General features: G+C 54.4%; 20 protein-coding genes. 9 read left to right on the top strand and 11 right to left on the bottom strand.

Annotated elements, in window-relative coordinates:
* Positions 1-610 precede the first annotated feature (610 nt).
* From HQL52_16410 to HQL52_16395, 4 genes are all read right to left on the bottom strand, one after another.
* Positions 611-907, bottom strand: coding sequence for a hypothetical protein (locus HQL52_16410; protein ID MBF0371033.1), 297 nt, complete (start codon positions 905-907; stop codon positions 611-613).
* 11 nt (positions 908-918) lie between these two features.
* Positions 919-1140, bottom strand: a complete 222-nt coding sequence (locus tag HQL52_16405) for a helix-turn-helix domain-containing protein (GenBank protein MBF0371032.1) — start codon at positions 1138-1140, stop codon at positions 919-921.
* Between the two features lie 134 nt (positions 1141-1274).
* The gene (locus HQL52_16400; GenBank protein ID MBF0371031.1) at positions 1275-2102 is read right to left on the bottom strand and encodes a hypothetical protein; all 828 of its coding nucleotides are present in this window, start codon (positions 2100-2102) and stop codon (positions 1275-1277) included.
* Positions 2103-2151: 49 nt separating this feature from the next.
* Complete coding sequence (locus HQL52_16395) at positions 2152-3384, bottom strand: tyrosine-type recombinase/integrase (GenBank protein ID MBF0371030.1); 1233 nt, start codon at positions 3382-3384, stop codon at positions 2152-2154.
* Between the two features lie 555 nt (positions 3385-3939).
* On the opposite strand from HQL52_16395, the gene HQL52_16390 reads away from it, so the two are divergent.
* On the top strand, positions 3940-4095 hold the full coding sequence (locus tag HQL52_16390) for a hypothetical protein (protein ID MBF0371029.1): 156 nt from the start codon (positions 3940-3942) through the stop codon (positions 4093-4095).
* A 15-nt stretch (positions 4096-4110) separates the two neighbouring features.
* Complete coding sequence (locus HQL52_16385; protein ID MBF0371028.1) at positions 4111-4287, top strand: helix-turn-helix transcriptional regulator; 177 nt, start codon at positions 4111-4113, stop codon at positions 4285-4287.
* 202 nt (positions 4288-4489) lie between these two features.
* Here the strand turns inward: HQL52_16385 and HQL52_16380 are convergent, their stop codons facing one another.
* Positions 4490-7366, bottom strand: a complete 2877-nt coding sequence (locus HQL52_16380) for a transporter substrate-binding domain-containing protein (protein MBF0371027.1) — start codon at positions 7364-7366, stop codon at positions 4490-4492.
* A 410-nt stretch (positions 7367-7776) separates the two neighbouring features.
* Between HQL52_16380 and HQL52_16375 the strand changes: the two genes are divergently transcribed.
* Positions 7777-8925 (top strand): ankyrin repeat domain-containing protein, encoded by a 1149-nt coding sequence (locus tag HQL52_16375; protein MBF0371026.1) that lies wholly within the window; start codon positions 7777-7779, stop codon positions 8923-8925.
* Between the two features lie 84 nt (positions 8926-9009).
* On the opposite strand, the gene HQL52_16370 is transcribed toward HQL52_16375, so the two are convergent.
* A complete protein-coding gene (locus HQL52_16370) occupies positions 9010-10827 on the bottom strand; it encodes a 2-isopropylmalate synthase (protein MBF0371025.1) in 1818 nt (605 codons plus the stop codon).
* A gap of 222 nt (positions 10828-11049) precedes the next feature.
* Complete coding sequence (locus HQL52_16365) at positions 11050-11220, bottom strand: hypothetical protein (GenBank protein ID MBF0371024.1); 171 nt, start codon at positions 11218-11220, stop codon at positions 11050-11052.
* A 903-nt stretch (positions 11221-12123) separates the two neighbouring features.
* Between HQL52_16365 and HQL52_16360 the strand changes: the two genes are divergently transcribed.
* From HQL52_16360 to HQL52_16340, 5 genes are all read left to right on the top strand, one after another.
* Positions 12124-12939 carry a hypothetical protein gene (locus tag HQL52_16360; GenBank protein MBF0371023.1) on the top strand — a complete coding sequence of 272 codons (816 nt, stop codon included), beginning with the start codon at positions 12124-12126 and terminating at the stop codon, positions 12937-12939.
* A gap of 80 nt (positions 12940-13019) precedes the next feature.
* Positions 13020-13340: a hypothetical protein gene (locus HQL52_16355; GenBank protein ID MBF0371022.1), complete on the top strand. Its 321-nt coding sequence runs from the start codon at positions 13020-13022 to the stop codon at positions 13338-13340.
* Positions 13341-13437: 97 nt separating this feature from the next.
* Positions 13438-14862, top strand: a complete 1425-nt coding sequence (locus HQL52_16350) for a hypothetical protein (GenBank protein MBF0371021.1) — start codon at positions 13438-13440, stop codon at positions 14860-14862.
* Positions 14863-15386: 524 nt separating this feature from the next.
* The gene (gene folD, locus HQL52_16345; protein MBF0371020.1) at positions 15387-16250 is read left to right on the top strand and encodes a bifunctional methylenetetrahydrofolate dehydrogenase/methenyltetrahydrofolate cyclohydrolase FolD; all 864 of its coding nucleotides are present in this window, start codon (positions 15387-15389) and stop codon (positions 16248-16250) included.
* A 161-nt stretch (positions 16251-16411) separates the two neighbouring features.
* Positions 16412-16600, top strand: a complete 189-nt coding sequence (locus HQL52_16340; protein MBF0371019.1) for a hypothetical protein — start codon at positions 16412-16414, stop codon at positions 16598-16600.
* A gap of 239 nt (positions 16601-16839) precedes the next feature.
* Here the strand turns inward: HQL52_16340 and HQL52_16335 are convergent, their stop codons facing one another.
* A complete protein-coding gene (locus HQL52_16335; protein MBF0371018.1) occupies positions 16840-19158 on the bottom strand; it encodes a bacteriohemerythrin in 2319 nt (772 codons plus the stop codon).
* A gap of 747 nt (positions 19159-19905) precedes the next feature.
* Here HQL52_16335 and HQL52_16330 point away from each other — a divergent pair.
* Positions 19906-20358 (top strand): response regulator, encoded by a 453-nt coding sequence (locus HQL52_16330; GenBank protein ID MBF0371017.1) that lies wholly within the window; start codon positions 19906-19908, stop codon positions 20356-20358.
* Positions 20359-20747: 389 nt separating this feature from the next.
* Here HQL52_16330 and HQL52_16325 read toward each other — a convergent pair whose 3' ends face one another.
* Genes HQL52_16325 through rsmG form a run of 3 tightly spaced genes read right to left on the bottom strand, consistent with a single transcriptional unit; the run spans position 20748 to position 23199 of the window.
* Entirely contained in the window at positions 20748-21665 is a 918-nt protein-coding gene (locus HQL52_16325; GenBank protein ID MBF0371016.1) for a ParB/RepB/Spo0J family partition protein, read from the bottom strand.
* 22 nt (positions 21666-21687) lie between these two features.
* A complete protein-coding gene (locus HQL52_16320) occupies positions 21688-22452 on the bottom strand; it encodes a ParA family protein (protein ID MBF0371015.1) in 765 nt (254 codons plus the stop codon).
* 45 nt (positions 22453-22497) lie between these two features.
* Positions 22498-23199, bottom strand: a complete 702-nt coding sequence (gene rsmG, locus HQL52_16315) for a 16S rRNA (guanine(527)-N(7))-methyltransferase RsmG (GenBank protein MBF0371014.1) — start codon at positions 23197-23199, stop codon at positions 22498-22500.
* Between the last annotated feature and the right edge of the window lie 192 nt (positions 23200-23391).

The following is a 23391-nucleotide window of genomic DNA, read 5'->3' as shown; positions in this document are numbered from 1 at the left end:
GACCGTTTAGGGTAGGCCTGCCATACTTGCTCGAAATTGGGAGGGTAATCATTCTTTTGAGCCTGCCCGGAAGATTTATCACCAACATTGCTTCCGGTACATTCGTCAGAATGGACCGAGAGGGTTTTATTCCTTTCCCTTCCATTCCCTTCCATTCCGGGTGCGATACCTCCACGAGGTATCGGCGATACCCTCTCGTTACCCCGTGATTGTATCTGCGATACTCCCCTGCCATTTTTATTTTGAAGCTTCCTGTTGAGGGGAGACTTGGGGATGCTCCCGTCAGGGAGTGGGAATCGAAAGGAAGGCTGATCGATCCGCTGATGACGACTCCAACCGGTCACTCGCCAAAATCGGGATTCACCCACACTGTATTCCTCAAGGAGTCCCTGCTGAAGAAGCTCTTGAACAAATCCCACCATCTCCTGCACGGGAAGATTGTCACCGGGAAATATCTCCATTTTAAGGCGTCGCGGGTCTGCCGGATGAATGCCGTTGTCATCACAAAAATTCCACATCCCGATGAATAGGAGCCTCGCATCTCGGGAGCAGTCTGCCACTTGAGAGCTAGACCAAAATTCTGGTTTGGTCGTACGAATTCGAGCCACGGCTATACCCCGAGTTCATCGGCCAACAGTTTCACGGCTCGTTCATGTTTTTCTGGGGAGCAGAGCTTGTTTTCTTTAAATATTAACTGCTTTCCTGATTCATACTTCCTGTATTTGTTGTTTCTTTGCAGTGAATGTCTACCGTCTGGCATGGAATTATTCTTGAAGAATTCCACCAACAACTCTTTACTGGTTTTCGGTTGATTGTTTTGGTGGTCCAGGGCATCATGGCTTCGTTCAGTTTTACAGTCAGATGCTCCATTAAAGCCCCGGCTGCCGCAGGGTTTTCGCTTTTTCATGGCAGCCCCCTTTATGCTTTACCAGAAGAGCATGATTCTGTTCTTTCTTCAATGAAAGCAAGCACACCGTCTTCAGGGTATTTGATTTTTCGGCCAATGCGAACAAAAGGCAGGCGGTACCGCTTGCTGCACCGCCAGTTGGCGAGGGTGGTGACTTCCACACCAAGAATATCAGCAGCTTGCTGGGGAGAATAGAGTTTGGCGAGCTTTCGCCGGGAGGGTTGCGTAGTCAATGTCGTTCTCCATTAAATCGGGTGATTGATGGAGATGACAATAAACCAAACGGGAGATTTTTTTGCGGATGACGATTTGAAGATTTTTTTTCCGGAAAGGAAATTAGGCAAAGCTTTGCCGGAAATTAAGCTGGCTACTCTGTTTCCAGTTTCTTTATGCAACAATCTTTCTCAAGCTGGTTGATTTGCCAAAAACCTGAAATCATTTCATGAGCAATTTTTTTTGTGGTTTTCCGGATTCTTTCAGCAGTATCACCAACATTACCACTCCCCAATATCGCATCACCCATCAGGCGGTTTGGAATTTTTACATTATTCATATTGGCCCACTGCCGCAGATCTAAATATGGCAAAGTCTGGGCATCTACCCATCTGGAAAAATCGCTTTTCGTGAAAAAACGTTTTCTTGGATTACACCCCTTTCGCTTCCTTGCTCTTTCAAGCCATACTTCAAAATCAGAGATAATCTGTTCGTCAGGTGCTTCCACATCTACAATTGCTATCTCAAGTGCAGGGAATAAACTTTCAGGCCCATTGAGGTAGGAATGAAATCCACCACTCCTAAAGGTCTCAATTGCATCATCATAAGAAGGAACAAAATCTCCATCCAGTTGATTGCCAGTCTGAAATCTAAGATTGTCTTCGATAAAATCAGTTTCATACATATCCATATGGCGTGTCACAACTTCAACAGCAAGGCGTCGGCTTTCGTTTACAGACAAGTCGAAAACTGAACTCGCGTGAAAATCCTCGCAATTTTCAATAAAATTATCCCAACCTATGATGCCTTGAAACAAAATATTATTGCCGTTCTCATCCTTAACTTTGCCATAATATGCGCCGCGACGCCGTGCAAATTGAACATACCATCCACATGCGTCAAGCTTGTTTGCATCTTTGTAGTTTTTCAAATTAAACCATTCTGGCAGGTCGCTAAGTTCTTTTAGTTGAGTTTTTGTCATAGCATTTCCTAGTTACTCTCTGTTTTGAATTTGATGTTGTTTTTTTCGTTTATTTGCCAGCCTGTTTTAAAGGGATTACATCTCCTTCTGGCAGCATTCCCCCTGCCGCCAGCATAGCTGTGGTGGCTTTCTCCACTGAATCCCGAACCGGATCGATGTTAAGGCGGGCATAGATGGCGGTGGTTGCCACGTTCTTGTGGTTTAGGGTCTTACCGATGATAGAGAGGTTGGCCCCGGTTGCAGCCTGCCAGGAGCCCAGGGAGCGACGCAGATCATGGATGCGGATATCACCTAGGCCAGAACGTTCCCGCAAACGTGCCCACCCCAATTTCGGTTCAACCAGATGCCCGGTTTTCCCCCTCCCAGGGAACACCCATTCGCTTGTGGCCGATTCCTGCCTGCTGGCAAGGATGGTCAAAGCGGCTCCAACCAGTGGAACCGTCTGGGGAGTGCCGTTCTTGGTTTCAGGAATGCGCCATGTTCCCCGCTCCAGATGAATTTCATCCCATCGCATGGCCAGGACGTTCGCCCGCCGCACCCCTGTCAACAGGCTGATCAGGAAATAATCTCGGATGGTCTCGTTGGGCTCTTCGGCTAGAGCCTGAAAAAAACGGGGGAGTTCATCCGCCTCCAAAAACCGATCCCGGCTTTTCTCTTTGAACTTGGTGATGCCGGTTGCAGGATTGGCTTTGTCCCACAAACCCCAATCACCAGCCTTGTTGAACAAGACACTTATCAGAGACAGCATCCGGTTGGCTCCATAAGGATGGCCACTTTTGCCGATCTTGGAGTGGAGCCGCTGAACGTCTGCTTTGCGGATTGTGGAGAGCTTACGTTTGCCCATAGGCTTCAGATACCGGTTGAAGAGGCTGACATCATCTTTCCAGGATTTTTTGTGAACCATGGCGTGACGATCAAGGAATTCCTGGAAAAGCTCCCCAAAGGTCATTTCCTCCCGATCAGCTCGTTTCATAGCCGCTGGGTTTTTTCCTTCTGCAATCTGGCCTACGGTCCTTGCTGCCATGGCGCGGGCATTTTCCACGGATATATCGGGAAACCGCCCAAGGACAATCCGCTCTGGCCTACCTTCTATTTTACGGTGGACAAAAAACGATTTCGTCCCAGCAGGGGTTACCGATACAGCCAATCCTGGGGTTTTGGTGTCGTAAACATAGGATCGCTTTCCCTTGGCAGGGGGGGTTAATGCCTGTAGGGCGCGTTTGGTGAAATTAATTCTTTTGCTTGGGGTGCGCTTTTTGGGATCAATCGTGGTATTGGCCATAATTTCCCCTCAATCCGAGGGTTCTCCGTGGGTTTTCAGTGCTACCACGGTGCTACTGCGGTGCTACTGTGTGGGGGGATTATGGGTTAAACCCAGTGATTGGAGTATACGCTAACCTTCCGAAAAATCAATATAAAATGAATGGAAGTGATCTTGAGTGTTGGTATAACCCATTGATTCCTAATCCGTAGGTCGTGCGTTCGAATCGCGCCGGGGACGCCAATTAAAACGATGGGTTATGATTGTTGAGGATGAGCTGGCCGTTTGCTTTTGCCCACTTTTACGAGGTGTCTTTGGAATAATTTTCCCCTCCTTGCGGCTCTTCCGGTTTTTGTGAAACGGCTATTGTCCTACACGGCTTTACCAAGGAAGAGGGACAGAAGACTTTTAGAAAGAGCTTGAGATCAGTTGGTTCGCAGTGAAGGTTATAAAATTTAAAAACATCTAATCATTGCAAAATCAGATAGATAGCCAGCACGAAAGACCATAACGATCATTTCGGTTCAGCTTCGCTTGCCAGCGCTGTCTCAAATTGACCAGCTGAGGCTGAAGGCCATGACCACCAAGACTACAGACGAAATCAAACTCCGCCCCGAACTGTTGGAAGATGGCGACGCCTACATTGCCGAACGTCTGAAAGATCCCGCCTTTCAAGAAGCCTGGGAAGCCGAATCCCTGAAAGTTCAGATTGCCATGAGCGTTCAAGCGTGATGCAAAGAGAAGGGATTGTCCCAGACGAAGGTAGCCAAAAAAGCCCGCACCACCCAAAAAGTGGTCTCCAAAAACGAGCCTGGTGAAGGAGCTGTGGGGATGGACTTGCTCCAAAGAATTGCCCATACCTTGGATTTTCGGGTGAGCTTGGTGTTTTGCTGGTTTTTTTGTATTTTCAATAGGATGGTTTAACTTTCCTAGCGCTGCTTGTACATTGCATATATATGTTGGCAACATTTTGTCAAAGTTACATCAATATCTTGTCTATCATTTTTCACATCGCCAAGGCCGCCTCTTGGTTCGCATCGCGCTCTATCAGACAGCTCCAAACAACCTCCTCCACACCCATGGTTTATGTGGTGGAAAGGGGAGCTGGGGGATTTGAGCCTGGGCATTACGACCCCTGTTTTTCCAGACCCATCGCCGCTTCCTGGATCGCCTGGATCAGGTGCTTTTTCTTGATAGGCTTGACCAAATGGTCGTCACAGCCTGCCTCCAGGCTTTTGCGCTTTTCCGACTCCAGGGCGTGGGCGCTGAGTGCCAGGATGGGGAGTCTTGGGGCACCTTCCTGCTGCTCCCAGGCACGGATCTCCCTGGTGGCCGTATAGCCGTCCATCACCGGCATCTGGATATCCATCAACACCAGATCGATGCCGCCAGCTTTGACCCGCTCCAGCGCTTTTTGGCCATCAATGGCAATGGTGATTCCCCAGGGGGTCTTTTTCAGGTAGGTCAGGATCAGGGTCCGGTTGTCCTGGGAATCCTCAACCAGGAGAATCTCCAAAGGCACCAAACCCATCTGGGCACCCAAGTGGGACTGCTCTTCCCGGTAGGAGGCCGGGGCTTGGGCCGGGGGGAGGGTGAGGATCAGATGAAAGATGCTTCCCTGGCCGACATCGCTCTCCACCGCGATGGTTCCCCCCATCAACTCCACCAAATTGCGTGAGATGGCAAGCCCCAAACCCGTGCCGCCATAACGGCGGGAGATGCTCGCATCCGCCTGGGTAAACTTGTCAAACACCTGCTCCAGATGTTCAGGCGCAATACCCACGCCGGTATCGATGATGCGAATCTCAAAAACGCTCCCCTCCGATTGGTAGGCCACATTCAAGCTGACCCGGCCCTGCTCGGTAAATTTGATGGCATTGCCCAGCAAGTTGATTAGTACCTGCCGCAAACGGCCTTCATCCCCCAAAACCCACGGAGGAAGATCATCGGGTTGCTCGAAATCAAATCTTAAGCCTTTCTCCTGGGCGCGGCTCTGCATCATGTCGCCGATCATCGAAAACAGCGGCCCAGGTTGGAATGGGGCTGATTCCAGGGTAACCCCACCGATTTCAATCTTGGAAAGATCCAGAATATCGTTGATAATGTTGAGAAGGTGGTCCCCGGATTGATGAACCATCCCCAACTGCTCTCTCTGCTGCTCCGTCAGAGTGCTCTCCTTGAGGACATCGCTCATTCCCAAGAGGACATTGAGAGGGGTGCGGATTTCGTGGCTCATGATGGCCAAAAATTCGCTCTTGGCCAGGTTGGCCGCTTCCGCCTGGCTTTTGGCCTCCCGCAACGCCTGCTCCACCTGGGCTCTTTTTTCCACCTCACGATGCAGGCGTCTGTTCCAATAGGTGAAAAACAACAGCAGTACAATAAATCCACCGACCACCTGGCTGATGAGGCGATAGTCGGCCACTTTCTGCACATCCACAGCCATCCATTTGTCCTGAATGCGCTGGATCTCTGTTGGCGAGATCGAATCCACCGCATATTGCATCAGCACACCCAGTTGGGGGATGTCGTTGCGTGTGGCCACTCTCAGTTCATACCCCAGGGGCAACTGTCCGGCGATTTTGATATCACAGAGGCCATACTGGTAGCGGACCTGCCCCACCACCGCCGTGGTGCCGATATACCCCAGAACCTGGCCATCGATCACTTGCTGCAATCCCTCATGAACGTTTTTTACCTCCAGCAGGTGAATACCGGGATAGCGCTGACGCAATTCATCGATCAGGCCATAGTCCCGAACAACGCTGAAGGTTTTTCCCTGATGCTGGGCGATATCCTCGATAAACAGACGATCACTGCGGGTGGCGACCACATAGGGAGCATGCAAAAGAGGGGTGGTAAAATCCAAATAGTTCTGGCGTTCCGGGGTCTCCTGGGCCAGGGGAAGAAGATCACAGCGGTGATCTCGGGCGGCTACCAGGGTTTCGCTCCAGCTGTCGGTGGCATGCAGAACCATGGGCACGCCCAACCGCTTGGTCAGCAGCTCGATAAAATCAGCCGACATCCCTTCATGGACATCCTGCTCATTGATTCGTTCGTAGGGCATCCAGTCCGGATCAACGCAAAATGTCAGGGGGGCCATACGTTTGAGGAGGGCGCGTTGTTCCTCGGTGAGGGTCACTGTTGGTTGGCTGGGCGCGTGAAACGGGCTCCATCTGGCCTCCAGGGCAGTCATCTCTTCTCGGCTCACCGCAGCAATCGCTTTGTCGAGGATGCGGTGTAATATCGGTTGATCAAGGCCTACGCCAATGTGAAACGAGGTTTTGGCCTGCTCCTCGGGGGTCATGGGGATAAAATGGGCCAGGCGAAGATCCTGGATCTGGTTTTCCTTCATAAAGTGGGAAAAAAGCAGCGGATTACCGATGATGGCGTCCAGCTTTTGCGTCCCAAGCGCCTTGACCAGCGTGTCATAGCCCGGATGCTCAATGAATTGGATGTCGGGAATGTTTTTTCGGATGATGGGGATGGCGCCGTGGGATTTTTGAATGCCGACCCGCTTGTTCTCCAAATCCGAGAGCTGTTGGATGGGCGGGCCGTTGGTGTGGGTCAAAACCCCCAGCTTTCCCCGATAATAGGGGCGGGAAAACAGGGTGTAGGCCTCCCGTTGGGCGTTGCGGTACATCACCGGTACCACATCGATTTGACCCTGTTGGAACCGCTGTAAAAGTTCTTCCCAGGTGTAGCCGTTGATAAAGCGAATCTCCAAGCCGACTTGGTCGGCCAGCAGCTGGATAAATTCAATGGCAAGCCCTTTGGGTTTACCGAACTCATTGTAATCAAAGGGTGGCCAATCCATCTCGTTGGCTACCCGGATGACGGGATGTTGGGAGATATAATCAGCCTCTTCCGCCGTCAGCGTCAGCTCACTGGCCAAGGCGGTGTGGGACCAAAACAGCAGGTTCCACAGCAGTGCGAACCCAAAGAGAAAGGCGCTCCAATTTGGCAAGCAGGGTCGAAAGAGGGAGGGGCGTGTTGCGCGTGGCAAAAAACGAAGCTCCTATTCGGTGAAATGAGATGTACAGACAGCCAACTTCGTTAATCTAACATGAGTCACTTGATTTCAAAAAGGAACCCCCCCTTCCTGATTCGACATCAAAGAAAATGAAAGTTCACTCGGAGATGGATCTGGAATGTCAAAACAGTGACAAAAATGCTTTTTTCCTTCCCCTTTCCAGGGGGGCAACCGGCGGGGAAGGTCAAAAAGCCGCTGGAATCTTGACAGAGAGAGGTGGCGGGTATTGTAAAATCTATGTAGTTGATTGAAATATTGTCATTTCCATGGTGTTGGAACGAATCTTGCGGGATGGGTCGGCATATCCGGAATTTCACTGATTTCCGATCATCGGGAGTTCGGGGGGAGGGTCCGGAGGCTCATTCTATCAGGAGATAACAGAGATGTCGGATTTTATGGAAAACGCCAAATGGATTGGCATCAACACCCTCTTCGTGGCCGGTGCTCTCGCCATGATGGCCCCTGCCATGGCCAAAGGGGGTACCCTCCACTCTTCCGCAGGCATCGGGGATGTCAAACAGGTCAAGCGCCTGTTGGATCGGGGGGCCGACATCGATCAAAAAGGGCCTTACCAGGGGACGCCTCTGCATTGGGCCATTTCCAAAAATCACACCGACATGGTGGAGCTGCTCATTACCCAGGGAGCGGATGTCACCGTCAAGGACAAGGAAGGTCAGTCGCCCCTACATCTGGCAGCAGCTGGTGGCCGGAAATATCTGGTGGAGCTGTTGATCGCCAAGGGTTCAGACATCAACGCCAAAAACCACCAGGGCTCCACCCCCCTGCACTGGGCCTCCCGTGAGGGCCATGCCGCCATCGTGGCGCGGCTGATTGAAAAGGGAGCGGATGTGGACAGCCGCAACCGCCGAGGGGAAACCCCCCTGCACTGGGCCGCTGGAGCGGGTCGGCTGACTGTCATCAATCGCCTTCTCGACCACGGCGCCCGGATCAACGCCGTCAATCGTCGCTTGGATACCCCCTTGCATTGGGCGGTCAATCAGGGACACCGGGTGATTGCGGAGCGTCTCATGGCCAAAGGCGCCCAGGTGGATGCCAAAAATCGTAACGAACACACCCCCCTCCACTGGGCCGCCCGTCAGGGTCGCAGCCGGGTGGTGGAACTGCTCGTCTCCAAGGGGGCGCAAATCAATGCCCAGGGACGACTGGGAGATACGCCTCTCCATTGGGCCGCCAACGAAGGGCATCGGCAAACCGTCGCCCAATTGGCTGAAAAAGCCGACATCAACCTGACGGATCGTTTTGGGGGCTCTCCCCTGCACTGGGCCGCCAACGAAGGTCACGGTCAGGTGGTGGCGCTGCTGATGGATAAGGGTAGCCGGATCGAGGCGAAAAACCAGCATGGCGAAACATCGTTGAATCTGGCGGCCAAGGAAGGCCATGCCTCGGTGGTCACACTGATTGCCAAAGAAGCCCAGCGGCGGATTTTGGCCGGGGAGCAGTCCAACGAAAAATTGCTGCAGCTGGCAGCGGTTTTGGATGGCTCCAAGGGGAGCGACATCTCCCGGCACTGATCACTTCAGCAGAATGATATTCAGACCCTTCCAGAAGGGTTGGGGGCGGCAGCAAAGCCCCCAACCCTTTTTTTTATGCCGTATTCAGGAGGGTGAGTCCGACGGTTGATGGCCAGAGGGGGGTGCTTGGGGAGGGCGGGCTTGGGGATAGAGGCCCCGATTCACTGCCGCCAAAACCGCTTCCAGGGCGGATCGGGTGGTATCCCTGGCGATACCGATACCAAAACGCCCTCCTCCACTCACCCCTCTCACCCGAACATAACTTACCGCTTCGGCCTGACGACCTGGCCCCAGGGCGTGTTGGTGATACCCCTCCACCTGGAAATCCAGTGCAAAAACCGTCTTGAGCCCCTCTACAAAAGCGGCGACCGGTCCCACCCCCTCCCCCATGACCGGGATCTCCTCTCCTGCCCGGATGACCCGGGCCACCACCCGACACGCCTCCCCGGCACGCTTTTCCTCCTGTGGCTGGATGTTGCCGGAAGCCGAATTCCTTTCACCGCACTCCTTTTGATCGCCCTCCTTCCGGTCACCCTCTTTTTGCCAACGGCTGGGTGAGGAGAGGCTGAAATCCCCCAATCGCAACGGGGCCTCTGCCTGATAGACCGAACGAAAGCAGGCTTCGATCTCCACCGGGTCCAGTTCGCGCCCCAAGGCATCGGTCTGTTCCTGCACCAGGCGACCGATGCCCCCATGGAGTGCTTCCGGGGGGGTGTAGCCCAACTGTTCCAGAATAAAGGTGGCCCCACCCTTTCCCGACTGGCTGTTGATGCGGATCAGGGATTCATAGTGGCGGCCTACATCCCTGGGATCCAAGGGCAGATAGGGTACCTCCCATATCCCCTGTTGATCCCGGTTTTGAGCGGCCAACCCCTTGCGAATGGCATCCTGATGGGAGCCGGAAAAGGCGGTAAAAACCAACTCCCCGGCGTAGGGGTGGCGGGGGGGGACCGCCATACCGGTGGTGGTTTCATAGTCGGTGACGATTTCTGGCATATCGGCGACATTCAACCCCGGATCAACTCCCTGGGTGTGGAGGTTCAAGGCCAGGGTCACGAGATCCACATTGCCGGTGCGCTCACCATTGCCAAACAGGGTTCCCTCCACCCGATCCGCCCCCGCCAACAACGCCAGTTCCGTCGCCGCCACCGCTGACCCCCGATCATTATGAGTATGCACGCTCAAAATCACCGACTCCCCAAAACGCCGCTGAAACCATTCGATGCGGTCGGCATAACGGTTGGGGGTGGTCATCTCCACCGTGGCGGGCAGGTTGAGAATCATGGGATCTTTTGTCACCTTTTGCCAACGGGTCAGCACCTCCCGGGAAATCGCCTCGGCAAAGTCGATTTCGGTGCCGGTAAAGCTTTCCGGGGAATATTGCAGCCGGATTTGGCACCCTGGGGCGATGGCACGATATTGTTCGATCCAATCCACCCCATGGCGTGCGATCTGGATGATCTCCTGGCGGTTTTTACCAAACACCACCCGCCGTTGCAGGGTGGAGGTGGAGTTATAGAGGTGGATGATGGCGCGCTCGGCTCCTTGCAACGCTTGGAAGGTGCGTTTGATGAGGGGCTCCCGGGCCTGGACCAGCACCTGAATGGTGACGTTGTCCGGGATGCGTTGTTCTTCGATCAGGCGACGCAAAAATTGAAATTCATCCTGGCTGGCTGCTGGAAACCCCACCTCGATTTCCTGGAAGCCCATGGCCACCAATCGCTCGAAAAGTTGCATTTTTTTGGCGGGATGCATGGGTTGGACCAGGGCCTGATTACCATCCCGCAGATCGACGCTGCACCAGATGGGGTGCTGTTCGATCTGGCGTGAGGGCCATTGGCGATCTGGAAGATCCAGGATGGGGAAGGGCTTATATTTTTGAAACGTCTTGTTTTTTTGCATGACGATGGCTCCTGACGGTTGTTTCGGCTCAAAACAATCCACCCATCGGCCCAACCCAAAGAGGCCAACAACCGGCTCCTGGAGAGGCGTGAAGTCACCTGTCCGACCAGTTTGGCGAGGTTTGGCTCGTGATGGGAGATCCGGTCACCTGGTGCGGCGTTCGGGTTCAACGACGGATTCGCTCCGTTTTGACGTCGATTTTTTCGCTGAAAGAGGTCTGCCTTACGGCAGGAGCGCCAGCTGTAGAAGGAGCGCTGAGAGGAGGGATGGAAAGAGGGGGAGATGGGGGGTGGCGGGTTGGGAGGTGACCGGTTGGGAGCTCTTGGGCTGGGGGATGCCAGGGGTTTTGGTTTCGGCCATGGGGGAGATGCCCTGGACCCCCTTTTCGGTCATGGGAAAAGAAGCCCACGGATCGGTTGTCCTCGGAGAGACGCCCTTTTCAGGGGGAGTCGAGATAGCTGCGTGATGGAGATGGGGGGGTGGAAAAAACCACATGGCATCCTCCCTTTTATCGAAAAAAAGTCAAAACAGATCCGGACTTCCCAGCCAAATCCGTCGCAAAAACAGCACGGTTTCAGTGGGAGCGGAGAAAACAATCAGGTGGATCAGGGATGAGGTGAAAACAGGAATAGGGGCCGCTTAGCGCGGCAGTCGCAGCACCAGGAGGGGGGTCCCGGGGAGGGAGAGAAGAGAGATGTCACTCAAACAAAACATGGGATCTCTTTAACAAAACAGGTGCTGATTCCAGCCGGGTTCTTGGAAGGTCTGGGAAGTGCCCCAGGCTTCGTTGAACCATGCTCTTTCTGATAAGGTCACGCCATCCGGCTCGCCTTGATTGCAAAGCGTAGCAGGTGTGGGTTGAAAAAAGCAATATCGTTATTGTTAAAGATGGAGGCAAATAGGAGGCCAAAGGTCGCTTACCTGGAGCAAAGAGGAAGGGATCATGGCTGAAGGCCCCAAAGAGAATCATGTCGGTTCCCTTCCCAAAAAAACATCCCCTGATAATCTGATTGCTTAGGGATGCAGGCCATTTAATCCCGGTACCGATTGGTCATGAATCATGGCTTTGAAGCGTGCTGGTCAATCTCGCTCCTTATCTGTCATGATTTGTTGATTTTAATTTCATTATCAGTCAGTTGCCAAAAAAAAAAAAAAATGATTTGATGCCGTTTCATATTGATTTTTTGAATGATGATGGTCTATAAACGACAACTTAATCATAAATTTTTTGGCCGGACCTTGGGTTGAGGGGAACCATCCTCGGGGCTTGTGGTCTTTTTGGAGAGGATAAATATCGTGCCAGTGACACCCATTACCAAAGAACTCCTGGGCGTGAAAGACTTGACGCCACTAACCGGAAAATCCTTTGTAGTGAAAGGAGTCGGTACGGGTAAAGGTATCACCCTGATTCCCCTGGCCGAGGTAGCCAAAGGCAAGGGAGCGGCAGCTGCTGCGGGCAAAGGGGCTGCGGCGACCGGGGGGGCTGCGGCGACCGGGCACACCATCTTCCTGAAAACCGCTGAGGTGGAAGGCATCGCCAAAGCGGGCGCTGCTGGCAAAGCCGGAGCCGGTGCTGCTGGCGCAAAAACCGGAGCTGCTGCCCAAGTGGGTGCTGTTCAGGCAGCCGCCGGAAATGGCCAGGTCGCTGCCGTCAAGGGAGCTGGCGTTGCCAAGACTGCCGCTCTCCCTCCCACCCTGGTGGAGATCGAAGGGGCGGGCAAGGTGATCGGCGGAGCGGGTAAAGGCAAAACCACCATCGGCGCCATTCAGCTGACCGGCACCCTCAAGCCGGGAACCACCTCCCAAGTGCTGCTCACCGGCGGAGAAGCCACCGTCACCACCCAGGGGGCTGCGGCCGCTGCCAAAACCCAAACCGCAGCCGTTGCCAAGGGTGCGGCTGGCGCTGCTACCCAAGGGGGAGCTGCTACCACCGCAACCGCCGTAGCGACCAAGAGCGCAGCCGGAAGCGGCACCATCTGGTCCGGGACCGGTTGGAGCCTGGGTCTGGGGCTGGGGCTCGGGGCGTGGGGCCCGATCCTGCTGGTGGGGGCTACCACCGCTCTTGGAGTCGGTATCTACAACTATATGAAAAACAATCCCAGCGCTGATTGATCTTGGGGCCTCCTGAAGCCTCACCAAGGGCTTGGATGCCGCAAAAATCCACAGAACCAAAATAAGAGCGGACGATTGCCATGACGGCTACCCTACAAAAAAGAAAAACCGCCAGATCCCGACTCATGGCCCTGTTCAGCTATATGGGCATCCTCTGTCTGGTGCCTTTGATGGTCAATCAGGATGATGAATTTGTCTTTTTTCACGCCCGCCAGGGATTGGTGCTCTGGATTTGGGGGGTGATCGCCATTCTCGCTCTACACGTGCCGGTGATCGGTCCGTTCTTTTTCAGCTTTTCAGTGCTGATGATCGCCGTTTTTTCTCTGGCCGGGTTGGTGTCGGTGGCCCTCACCCGGGCTTGGCGGCTGCCTGTAATCTCCCTGCTTGCTGAAAAAATGTAAGACCCTTGTCGTCCTTGATTCCCTTGCCGCCACGCTGGAAACAGCACCACTGGTCAAGAGGGGATCGGCCGTTGTTGATTCCTAAAATGAGGCCCGAGTGTCTCTGGGTTCTGAAAAACACAGCCCGTGCAGTCTGGGTAAGGCGTGTCATGCTGTCGGGATAAATGCTTGCCCCGCCCGGGAGATAGGCCTGCCTTGCCTCCAGGGAGGGGACTATCCCTGTACTTCAGTTGATTCCAGCGTCATCGGAGCCGGGTCCACCATCGGCCCCTCTCCCAGCGCCTCCCGGGCTTATATCGCCTACCGCCAGCAAAAACAATCCCGTCCCGGGAGCCTTGACCCTCTCTCCCCGGACAACATCCAATCGGGGAATCTCATGACGGTTGAAGAGAGTGGATCTGGAAAGCGGGTTTCCTGGAAAAACTTTTTGGACGCCATCGGCGGCCCAAATGAACCTTCCCAAGCGCCCTCCGATTCAGGGGATGAAGTGTATTCCCTGAATGAATCGGAAGGTTTTGCCATCCTCAACGAGTCTGACTTTTCGGCCATGTCTGATATGGAACGTCCCACCCAGACCCCAGCTCCCGAAGCCGCTGCCAATTCTTCTGAAGAGCAGGTGTTGATCAATGGAGTGGAGCATCTGCAGGCCCGTCGCGCTGAACTCCGTCAGTCCCAATCGGTTGAATCTCCCCCTGTTGAAGTGGACAACACCCCCTCCCCCACTCTGACTTCCATTTTTACCCGGTTTGTAGAGGGGGCCAAATCCCGGCGTCGGGAGACCCAGGCCGAACCTCTGAGTGACGCCGAACCAACGGTTGAATCCAAGCCATCGGCTCATCCGGGGATGGTCAGCGAAACAGAATTTTTGCCCCAAGAGGAGGTATCAGGCCAACCGGAGATTCAACCGGAGAGAGCCCCGACGACCGACCAACCGATCCCTGTGATGGTTTCAGAGGGGGACGGCTTTGCTGGAGAGGCGGACCTGGTGGTCTCCTTCGAGGGTGCTTATGACGACAGCGAAGCGGAAGGGTCTTTCGAAAAATCGCCCACTTTTCCCCAGCTGGCCCTGTTGCCTCCGGGGAGCTATCACGAAATACCGGTGGAGGGTTTGACCACCGGCATCGTCAATGTTTTGGGGGATATGGTGGGTGGCGTGGTGGGGGCTGCATCAGCCCTGCGAGGTGGTGCGGGAACCTCGGACAAAAAAACTGCCGGGGAGAGTGAAAGCGGCCTGTCAGGGGTCAGCCTGGATGGAGAGAGCTATCCTCCTCCCCCGATCACTCCCCTGATGGTGCAGCGCCTTTCCAATGGGGCCTCGGCCATTTTTACCGGTGTGGGGCAAGTGGCCCGTGGGGGTGTCGATATGGTGGTGGGAAGTGCTGGGGTATTGGGGGGATCGGTGATCGATACTGCCCGCTCCCTGCGCACGCCAGCAGGAGCCCAGGCCGAATTTGAAGCTGAAGCCGCCAAACGAACTGACCGCCGCCCTCCCCCTCCCAAGGATCCCTACGAGCTGGAATAAGAGACCCTCTGTCTCTTCCAGGGGACTCCCTGTGGATTGTGTGTGGTGAGCCGTGAATAACCGCACTGATCAAGAGAGCCATTTGGAACGGCCTTAAAAACCCCCTACTTTCCGTAGGATGTGGTGAGCTGCGCGAACCGCATCGATCAATAGAGCTGTGCTGTTTTGGTTTGGAACGACCATAAGAGCCCCCTACTTTTTTCCAGGGTTCTTTCTTGTTTGAATCAAGCCCCCTCCTCTATCTTTTCTCCCTTTGAGCCTTTTTGTCTGAGAACCTCTCGCTGGGGCCATCAAAAAAAAATCCTTCGAAGCAGCAGCTCCAGTCCATTATTCTACACCTTTGCCTTGCCATCCCTGGCCGCTTGTATCAGGATCGGATGGGAGGAGAACAGCCTGGGATCCAATTCATCACACCTTCGTGTAATGGACTCTCAGACAGCTTGGTTGGGCGTCCCAGGGAAATGGACTGCCAAACCGATCCAGTGGTCCACACTCATCCATTTATCGATCCAGTTGAGGAAAATATGGCACGCATCATCGACGGCAAGGCCACCGCCCGGGAGATCCGGGAAGGGCTCAAGGCGGAAGTGGAATGGCTCAAGGCAGAGCACGGTGTTACCCCGGGGCTGGCCGTGGTGTTGGTGGGGGAGGATCCCGCTTCGAAAATCTATGTACGCAACAAAAATCGCGCCTGTGCCGAAGCGGGTGTCGCCTCTTTTTCCCACGATCTCCCCGAAGACACCACGGAGCGGGATCTCCTGGCTCTGATTGCCAAACTCAACAACGATCCCATGGTGCACGGTATTTTGGTGCAGCTCCCCCTCCCCGACCAGATTCGGGAAAAACGCATCATTGAGGCAATCTCACCAGAAAAGGACGCCGACGGTTTTCACCCCTTTAACGTCGGCTTGCTCGCCACCGGCAGCCCCGGTTTCATGCCTTGCACCCCTTGGGGCATCATGGCGCTTTTGCAGGTAGCGGGTGTGGACCCTTCCGGCAAACATGCGGTGGTGGTGGGGCGCTCCAATATTGTCGGCAAGCCGGTCTCCCTGATGCTCCTGGCAGCAAATGCCACGGTCACCATCTGCCACTCCCGCACCCGGGATCTGCCTTTGGAGGTGGGGCGTGGGGATATCGTGGTGGCTGCGGTGGGCCGGGCGGAAATGATTCGGGGGGAGTGGATCAAAGAGGGCGCGGTGGTGATCGATGTCGGTATGAATCGTCGGCCATCAGATGGTTCCCTGTGTGGGGATGTGGATTTTGAGGGTGCCCGCTCCAGGGCTTCGGCCATCACTCCGGTTCCGGGGGGGGTGGGCCCCATGACCATCGCCATGTTGGTCAAAAATACCGTCGAAGGGGCCAAGCGTGCCCAGGGCATTCAAGCCTGACCTGTACAGGAGCTGAATGCTCTCCTCCCCCTCAGCTGGAAGATCCGGCGGGTGGTGTCGATCCTGTATTGGGGGGTGGGATGCACATATGGAAAGGCAACGATGACCCATTGTTCTGACAGGACAGCCGCTAAATCCAACGCCTACAGGGCCGGTCCCGTATGATCGCCCTGCGCGTGTTTCTGGCCGTGGGCCTGCTGGTGGGGATGGTTGGACTCATCCTTCACCTTTTGACCGGGAAAACGCAGTATCTACACGCCCTGGCCCGGTTTGCCTGGTGGATGGCTTTGACGATTATTTTGACAGGCATCATCATGATCGCTTTGCGCCTGTTGGGCCACTTCTTCTGAGTGGCATGGCCTGGTAGGATTGTTCCAATTTAGATTCAGAAGGGCACAGGCGTGTTGCCCTAATAGCCATTTCCGGGGGGGCACGTCAGATGATGCGGTGAGTAGCACAAACCGCAGCCATCAAATCTGATGTGCTTTTTTAATCTGGAACGACTGTCGCAGCTTTGGGAAAGAGTTTAGACCAGCCGTTCCAAGGATCCGCTCTCCCTCTCTATCCTACTCTCTTCCAGCCGTTGGGATCAGTTGATTCCCTTGGATCTCAGGAAGGGGCCAAAATTCATATCCGTTCCCAGAATGTGCTGTATCAGCCATTTGCGGGCCGTGGTGAGAAGATCGATGGGCACGGCAAAATCCCCATCCTCAAACCGTTGAATAAGCCTTTGCACCTCTGACACCAGGGCCTGATGCTCTTTAAGGTGACTTTCGGTTTCCGGATAGCCGAAGCGTTTGAACATCTCCTCTTCCCGGCCAAAATGCTCGACGGTATAGGTGGCAAGTCGGGTCAAAATATCGCTCACCACCTCCTTGGCATCCCCCGCCAGCATCGCCTCGTGGAGTTCATTGACCATCACGACCAGTTTTTTATGGTCCGTATCCACCACGGTGATGCCGGTGAGCAGGGAGTCGTCCCAGGGCATGAAGAGTTTACCGCCAGCGCCTTCGACCTGTTCCAGGTAGAGATCATTCAGAAGATTGAACAGTTGGGTTCTAAGCTTCTCATAGCGCGTCACATCGTCTCTGGAGGTTTCAGAAGGGCCAGACTCCATTACCTGCTGCAAAATGGCTCTGGCCGTGCTGTGGAGGGCTTTGTGGGTTTCGATCAGTTGATTGAAGTCAGCCCGGTTGCCAAAGCGTTTTTTGCCGAAGCCGTTGCACCAGATGCCCAGTGGGGATTTTTCAGGGTCGGGCATCTGTTCGGGGGGGATTTTGTCTCGACCATGGAGAGCCTGCTCCAGGAGCCCCTGCCAGTGGAGATAGAAATTTTTGGTGTCACGTATGCTGAAGGGGGGTTGGGAGACCCGCAATTCGGACTGGCTGGCGTAGAGGGCGCTGGTCATGTTTTGCAAGACGGTGCCCAAGCGGCGGAAATGGGCAGCGGAGCCGCTCATGAGGGTGGCGACGAGAGAGGCCTCCTGCATTTTTTCCTGTACTGCTGAGGAGGAAATTTCGGTCTGCTCGGCGGAAGCCAGAATGGTGGCGCTGAAGGAGAGAGCCTCTTCGCTTTCGGTGGCGACACTTTCAGCCATGGCCGCAACCCCGGAGACCGATTTGGCGATCTCGCCGGTTCCCAAAGCCGCTTCTGCTGCAGATCGCGCGACATCCTGTGCGGCCATGTTGAGTTCATGGGCGTTGCCGGTCACCTCCCGGGAGGCGTCGGAAACTTCCTGCATGGATCCGGCAATGTTCTGAATGGTGCGGTTTTGCTCATCCACCGAGTGGGTGATTTCCAGGTTGGCCTGGTTGATCCGCTCAATGCCGCTGACCACCTCGGTGTTGGCGTTGGCCACTTCTTTGGTGTTGAGTTCAATCTCTTCAGCCTTTTGATGGATCATCTTGGTGGCGTCGGCGGTCTGACGGGCCAGATCCTTTACTTCGTTGGCCACCACCGCAAATCCCTTACCCGCCTCCCCGGCCCCGGCAGCCTCAATGGAGGCGTTCAAGGCGAGCATGTTGGTCTGGTCGGCGATATTGTTGATCAGCTCCACCACATTGCCAATCTCACCGGCTGAGGCGGATAGTTTTTCCATCACCTCCCGGGTGCCCTGAGCGTGGAGGTTGGCCTGATTGGACTCCTTGCTCGCCGCCTGGCACCGACCGCGCACCTCTTCCAGGGCGGTTTTGAGCTCCTGAATGGAGGATGCCACCGTGGTGACCGATTGATCCACGCGCTCCAGAGAGCTGGTCACACCACTGATGTTGGCAGTGATTTCTTCAGCGGCGGAGGCCATGGTCGTGATGTTGGCACTCGCCTCTTCGGCGCCGGCGGCGATGGTGTTGACATCAGCAGAAACCTGAGTGGCAGAGCCGGAGATGGAATCGATGTGGCCAGCCACTTGTTGAATCGACTCCTTGACCGCCTTGATTTCCTGATCCAGCTTGCCATTCTCTTCGGAAACCGTTTCCACGATCAGCCGGGTAGCGTGGGCGTCAATGGTCACCAGGTCGCGGATTTTGACCAGCTCCGAGGCACAGGCGGTGACACTCCCCGCATTCAGCCCGATCCGCCGCATAAGGCTCTCCAGGGATTCAGCCAGGCGGTTGATCTCCTGACCCAGGCGGTTCCCCCCTCCCCCTTCGGGCAAGGAGACTCTGGCCGTGAGATAGCCGTCGGCCAGAGCAGCCAACGCATCCAGCTCTCCACCGCCACCTCCTCCACCTGATTTTTGGGTATTCATGAAGGTGGTAAGTCCTGTACCGGCCAGTACCGCCAGAAGCCCCACGATCAGGCTGATCCAGCTCCCCCCCGCAACCAGCACGTAGCCCCCCATGATGACGAGGTAGGTTAGACCGGCGATGCCCAGATTGATCATGAGCTGTTTTTTTTGCGCCTGGCCCATCGAGTGTTCTCCTGTTTTTCTGGATAATCTGAAGAAAATTTAACCCCGAAGAATAACTGAATTTGCTGCCATGGTTCCACCGCTGGCGTAAATACCAGTTAGTGGCCTGGGATTTACGCCCAATCTGGAACACTCCCAATCAAGCCGCCCTCCCGTCGAGCCACCCAATGTTGCCCCAGAGGCAGGCCCGTAACAGGCTGGTCAACCCCCAATCAAACCACGCTTCACTTTAAGCGGGATGGGCCTTCAGCATCATTTCAAAACGATTGGTTTGTGACTTTGTTGTGACAATACAAATACACGTAACCGGCGTAATGAAAAAAAATTTTACCCAAAGTCCCTCTGATATCTTTTGGCGGTAAAGAAGGCACCGCTGTTGATCACCCATCGCTTGAATTTGTTCGGATAATTTTTTTTGCTGCAATATTCATAAGTTGCCGTCTGGATGACTTCGGAATTGTTTGTGCAGTATTTTTGCGTTGTTTTTCTGGCAAACAACAACCCCTCCCGACGCCAAAAAAAATATTCAAATACAAATCAGATTCTTATGGAACCTGAACCCAAAACGTGGTGTCCTATTTCTGTGTGATCTACCAGAGAGTCTCGGAAATGACTGCTCATTGAGGGCTTTTCAGCATAGGTCTCTCTTAAAGAAGGGTTGGGATCCGACGCTAAGGAAGTAGAGCCCGACCCCTGTAACAGTCACCTGGAACAGGGGCTGTTACTCACCCTGAAATGTGGATATAGATGAAAAAGATTCTCATTATTGACGACGATCCAGATTGTCGTGAAGGACTTAAAAATTTGCTCGAACGAGCCGGATATGCCGTGGAGGTGGCAGAGGACGGGTTGGAAGGTATGGCCACCTTTCGCAACCATCCGGCAGATGTGGTGATCACTGACATCATCATGCCTCGGATGGATGGTCTGGAGACCATACGTGCCATCCGTACCCAAAAAACCGACCAGCCCCACATCATCGCCATTTCAGGGGGTTCTCTCCATCTCAATCCGAGCTTTTCTCTCAAATCAGCTGGTTTGATTGGTGCGGACAGAGCCTTGGAAAAACCCTTTTCCAGAGAGCAGCTCATCGGTGCCATCGAAGGGTGTATCGATCTGGAAGGAAGTGAATCCACCTATCGCGGCCACTTTGAGGATACCGCTGATCTGGACTCAGTTCATGTGGCTACGGTGGAATAGTCTCTCCCGCTAAAACAGACAGGCCCCAGCTGGCTTCTCGTTTTATCTACACTCCGCTGTCAGATGACGGGGGGCCAGTGGGGAAGAGAGAAGCCATTTCGGCTATCCATTTCTCATCTTCTCCGCCTTCCTTCCCCCCTCCCCTGCCATCTGTCAGCTCACTCTCTACCGATTATCAGCCAACTCGTTGGGGGTTTAAAGCCAGGTGTTCGAAGGCTGTTTATCACCTGCTTGAGGAGGGGTTGGGCGTTGGGAAATGTGCGTAACCCTTTTTATCGCCTGGGTTGATCCCAGAGTTTCCAACGATTGCAGGCGGTGGTCAACTCCAGCTGGCGTGAGTTCCTGTACACACTCCAAATTGAAAACCGGATGGAACTGGATTGGTCCGTTTAATCCTCATCCGGGGGGATGATAGGGGCTGCCAGAAGGCGTGTGGCGAGATTTTCCAAAGCATCCAGGGTTTCATATTCCAGAGTGATACGGCCCCGCCCACGGCGGTTGGTGATCACTACCCGGGTTTCCAACACCTCAGCGAGCTGCTTTTCCAGGTCAACGATGGATGGATCCCGCACCGCCCCCTTGGCTTGGGCGGTGGGCTTTGTTTCAGGCTTTTCGTTCGCATTTTCCCGCTCCCGAACCAGCCGCTCGGTCTCCCGTACCGACAATCCCTCTTCAGCCACCCTCCTGGCGGTGGATATGGCTAGTTCAGGGGAGTCCTCCAAGCCCAGCAAAGCCCGCGCATGTCCCGGGGTCAACTCCCCCTTTTCCACCATGGCAAGAATTGCTCCGGGAAGCTTTAAAAGCCGCAGTTGATTGGTCACCGTCATCCGGCTTTTCCCCACCCGTTTGGCAATGGCCTTGTGGCTGTGAGAAAATTCGTCTATCAGGCGTTGGTAGCCCCGGGCGGTTTCAACGGCGTTGAGGTCCTCCCGCTGGACATTTTCCAGGATGGCTACCTCCAGCGCCTGGGCGTCATCCCAGTCATGAACGATAGCCGGAACCCGGTCCAAACCGGCCTTGCGTGCCGCCCGCCAACGCCGCTCCCCCGCTACCAGCTCGAACGCTTCTCCCTGGGCGCCACCCCGGCGTTCCCGCACCAAAACCGGCTGCAATACGCCTTGGCTTTTAATGGAGTTGGCCAGTTCCGCCAGGGCCGTCTCATCGATATGTTCCCGGGGTTGCCGGGGATTGGGCTCAATCTGATCCAGGAGCAGCTGCCGCACCCGATGGCGCTCCACCTCCCGGACTGCTTCCTCCCCCAACAGTGAACCCAAACCACGTCCTAGTCGAACTTTGCCGCCTTTCATCTCCCCTCCCCTTCCCGGCCCGTCAACCTCTGGGACCGATCATTTCCAAACCCAGCTGTAAAAAAGCCTGTGCCCCCGGAGACCCGATGTCATACCAAATCGCCGGTTTGCCAAACCCGGGCGCCTCACTCACCCTGGGACAGCGGGGTATGACCGTTTGATAAACCTTGGCGCCAAAATGGTTGCGCACCTCCCCAGCCACTTGGACATTCAAGGGTAAATTTTCATCAAACATGGTGAGGAGAATGCCTTCCAGCGCCAGCCCGGGATTGAGTTTTTCCCGGGTAATTTCGATGGTGCGCAGCAGTTGGCTCAACCCCTCCATGGCATAAAATTCACACTGGATAGGCACCAAAACAGAATCGGCCGCCACCAGGGCATTGACTGTCAGAAGTCCAAGGGAAGGGGGGCAATCGAGGAGAACCACCTCGTAGCCACTCAACAATTCCCGAACATTTCCCCGCAACCAAAACTCCCTGGCGGGTTCCGTTACAAGCTCTATTTCAGCGCCGGACAGGTTGGAATTGGAGGGAATAACCCCCAGGAAGGGAGGCAGTATCGGTTGGATGGTTTCGGGTAGCTCATGACGCCCCAACATCACGTCATAGACATTGGGAACATCTTCACCCTTGGGTACCCCAAAACCGGTAGAGGCGTTGCCTTGGGGATCGAAATCCACCAGCAACACCTTTTTTTCAGCTGCGGCAAAAGTGGCAGCGAGGTTGACAGCGGTGGTGGTCTTGCCCACCCCTCCCTTTTGATTGACCACAGCGATGATGCGGGCCATCGGCAGATCCTTGTCACTTATCTAAATGCGTCCCATTATCAACAATCACGTTTCCGGGGCTGAACTGGTTTCACGTGAAACCCTCGGTACGCGAATCAAAACGGTTCTGGATGGGGCGGAACGACGGTTTGAGCAAATTTCAGGGGTGCCATACCCTGCTTTTTGGGGAGATTGTTCAAACTGATCAATCTCTTGTTGGAAATTTGGGCCTTTCATGGTGAGGTAGAATCCAGTGGGTTTGAGCAATTTGCGGGATATTTGGGTGCACATTTCCAGATTTCCCAGTGCCCGTGAAACCACGATATCGAAAGAACCCAATTCCACCGCTGGTAATTCCTCCCCCCTCTTATTGAATACTCTGATCCGCTTACCCAGGTCTAGTTCAGTTGTGATGAAATTTAAAAATCGGACCTTTTTTTTGGAGGGTTCTATGAGGGAGATGGTTTGATTATCGGGTGCCAATATCCCCAAAACCAGCCCGGGAAACCCCCCACCTGAACCGAGATCGGCCACCTTGACGGCCACTTTTATGTGGGGATGAACCAGGATGGAATCCAAAAAATGCCTATCCAAAATTTCTTCTGGGGGGGTGGGGCCGATGAGGTTATAGGCTTTGCGCCACTGTAATAAGTGGGACATCAATTCGACAAATTGATTCCTCTCCATGGGGGTCAGGTCACGGTCGATAATGGTCTGGGTCTGGGTATAAAAATGGTCCCAGGCAGAGTTGGAAATGGTGTTGGACATGGGTGGCTTTCAGGTCGGAGAGTTTAATGCTGGGTTATGGCAAGAGCCCTGATGGAGGAATTCAAAGCCAAAATGGCGCATCTATCCAGATTTTGATCTAGACTATATTTCCACGGGTGCAGGGTAATTATTACCCTGCCGGGTGTGGGCAGCGCCCACGGTTTATCTTTTGATCTTGTCTTTCCATATTCA

This window comes from Magnetococcales bacterium (assembly GCA_015232395.1).
Taxonomy (GTDB): domain Bacteria; phylum Pseudomonadota; class Magnetococcia; order Magnetococcales; family JADFZT01; genus JADFZT01.
The sequence above is the reverse complement of the archived record's forward strand: the minus strand, read 5'-3'. Positions and strand labels throughout refer to the sequence as shown.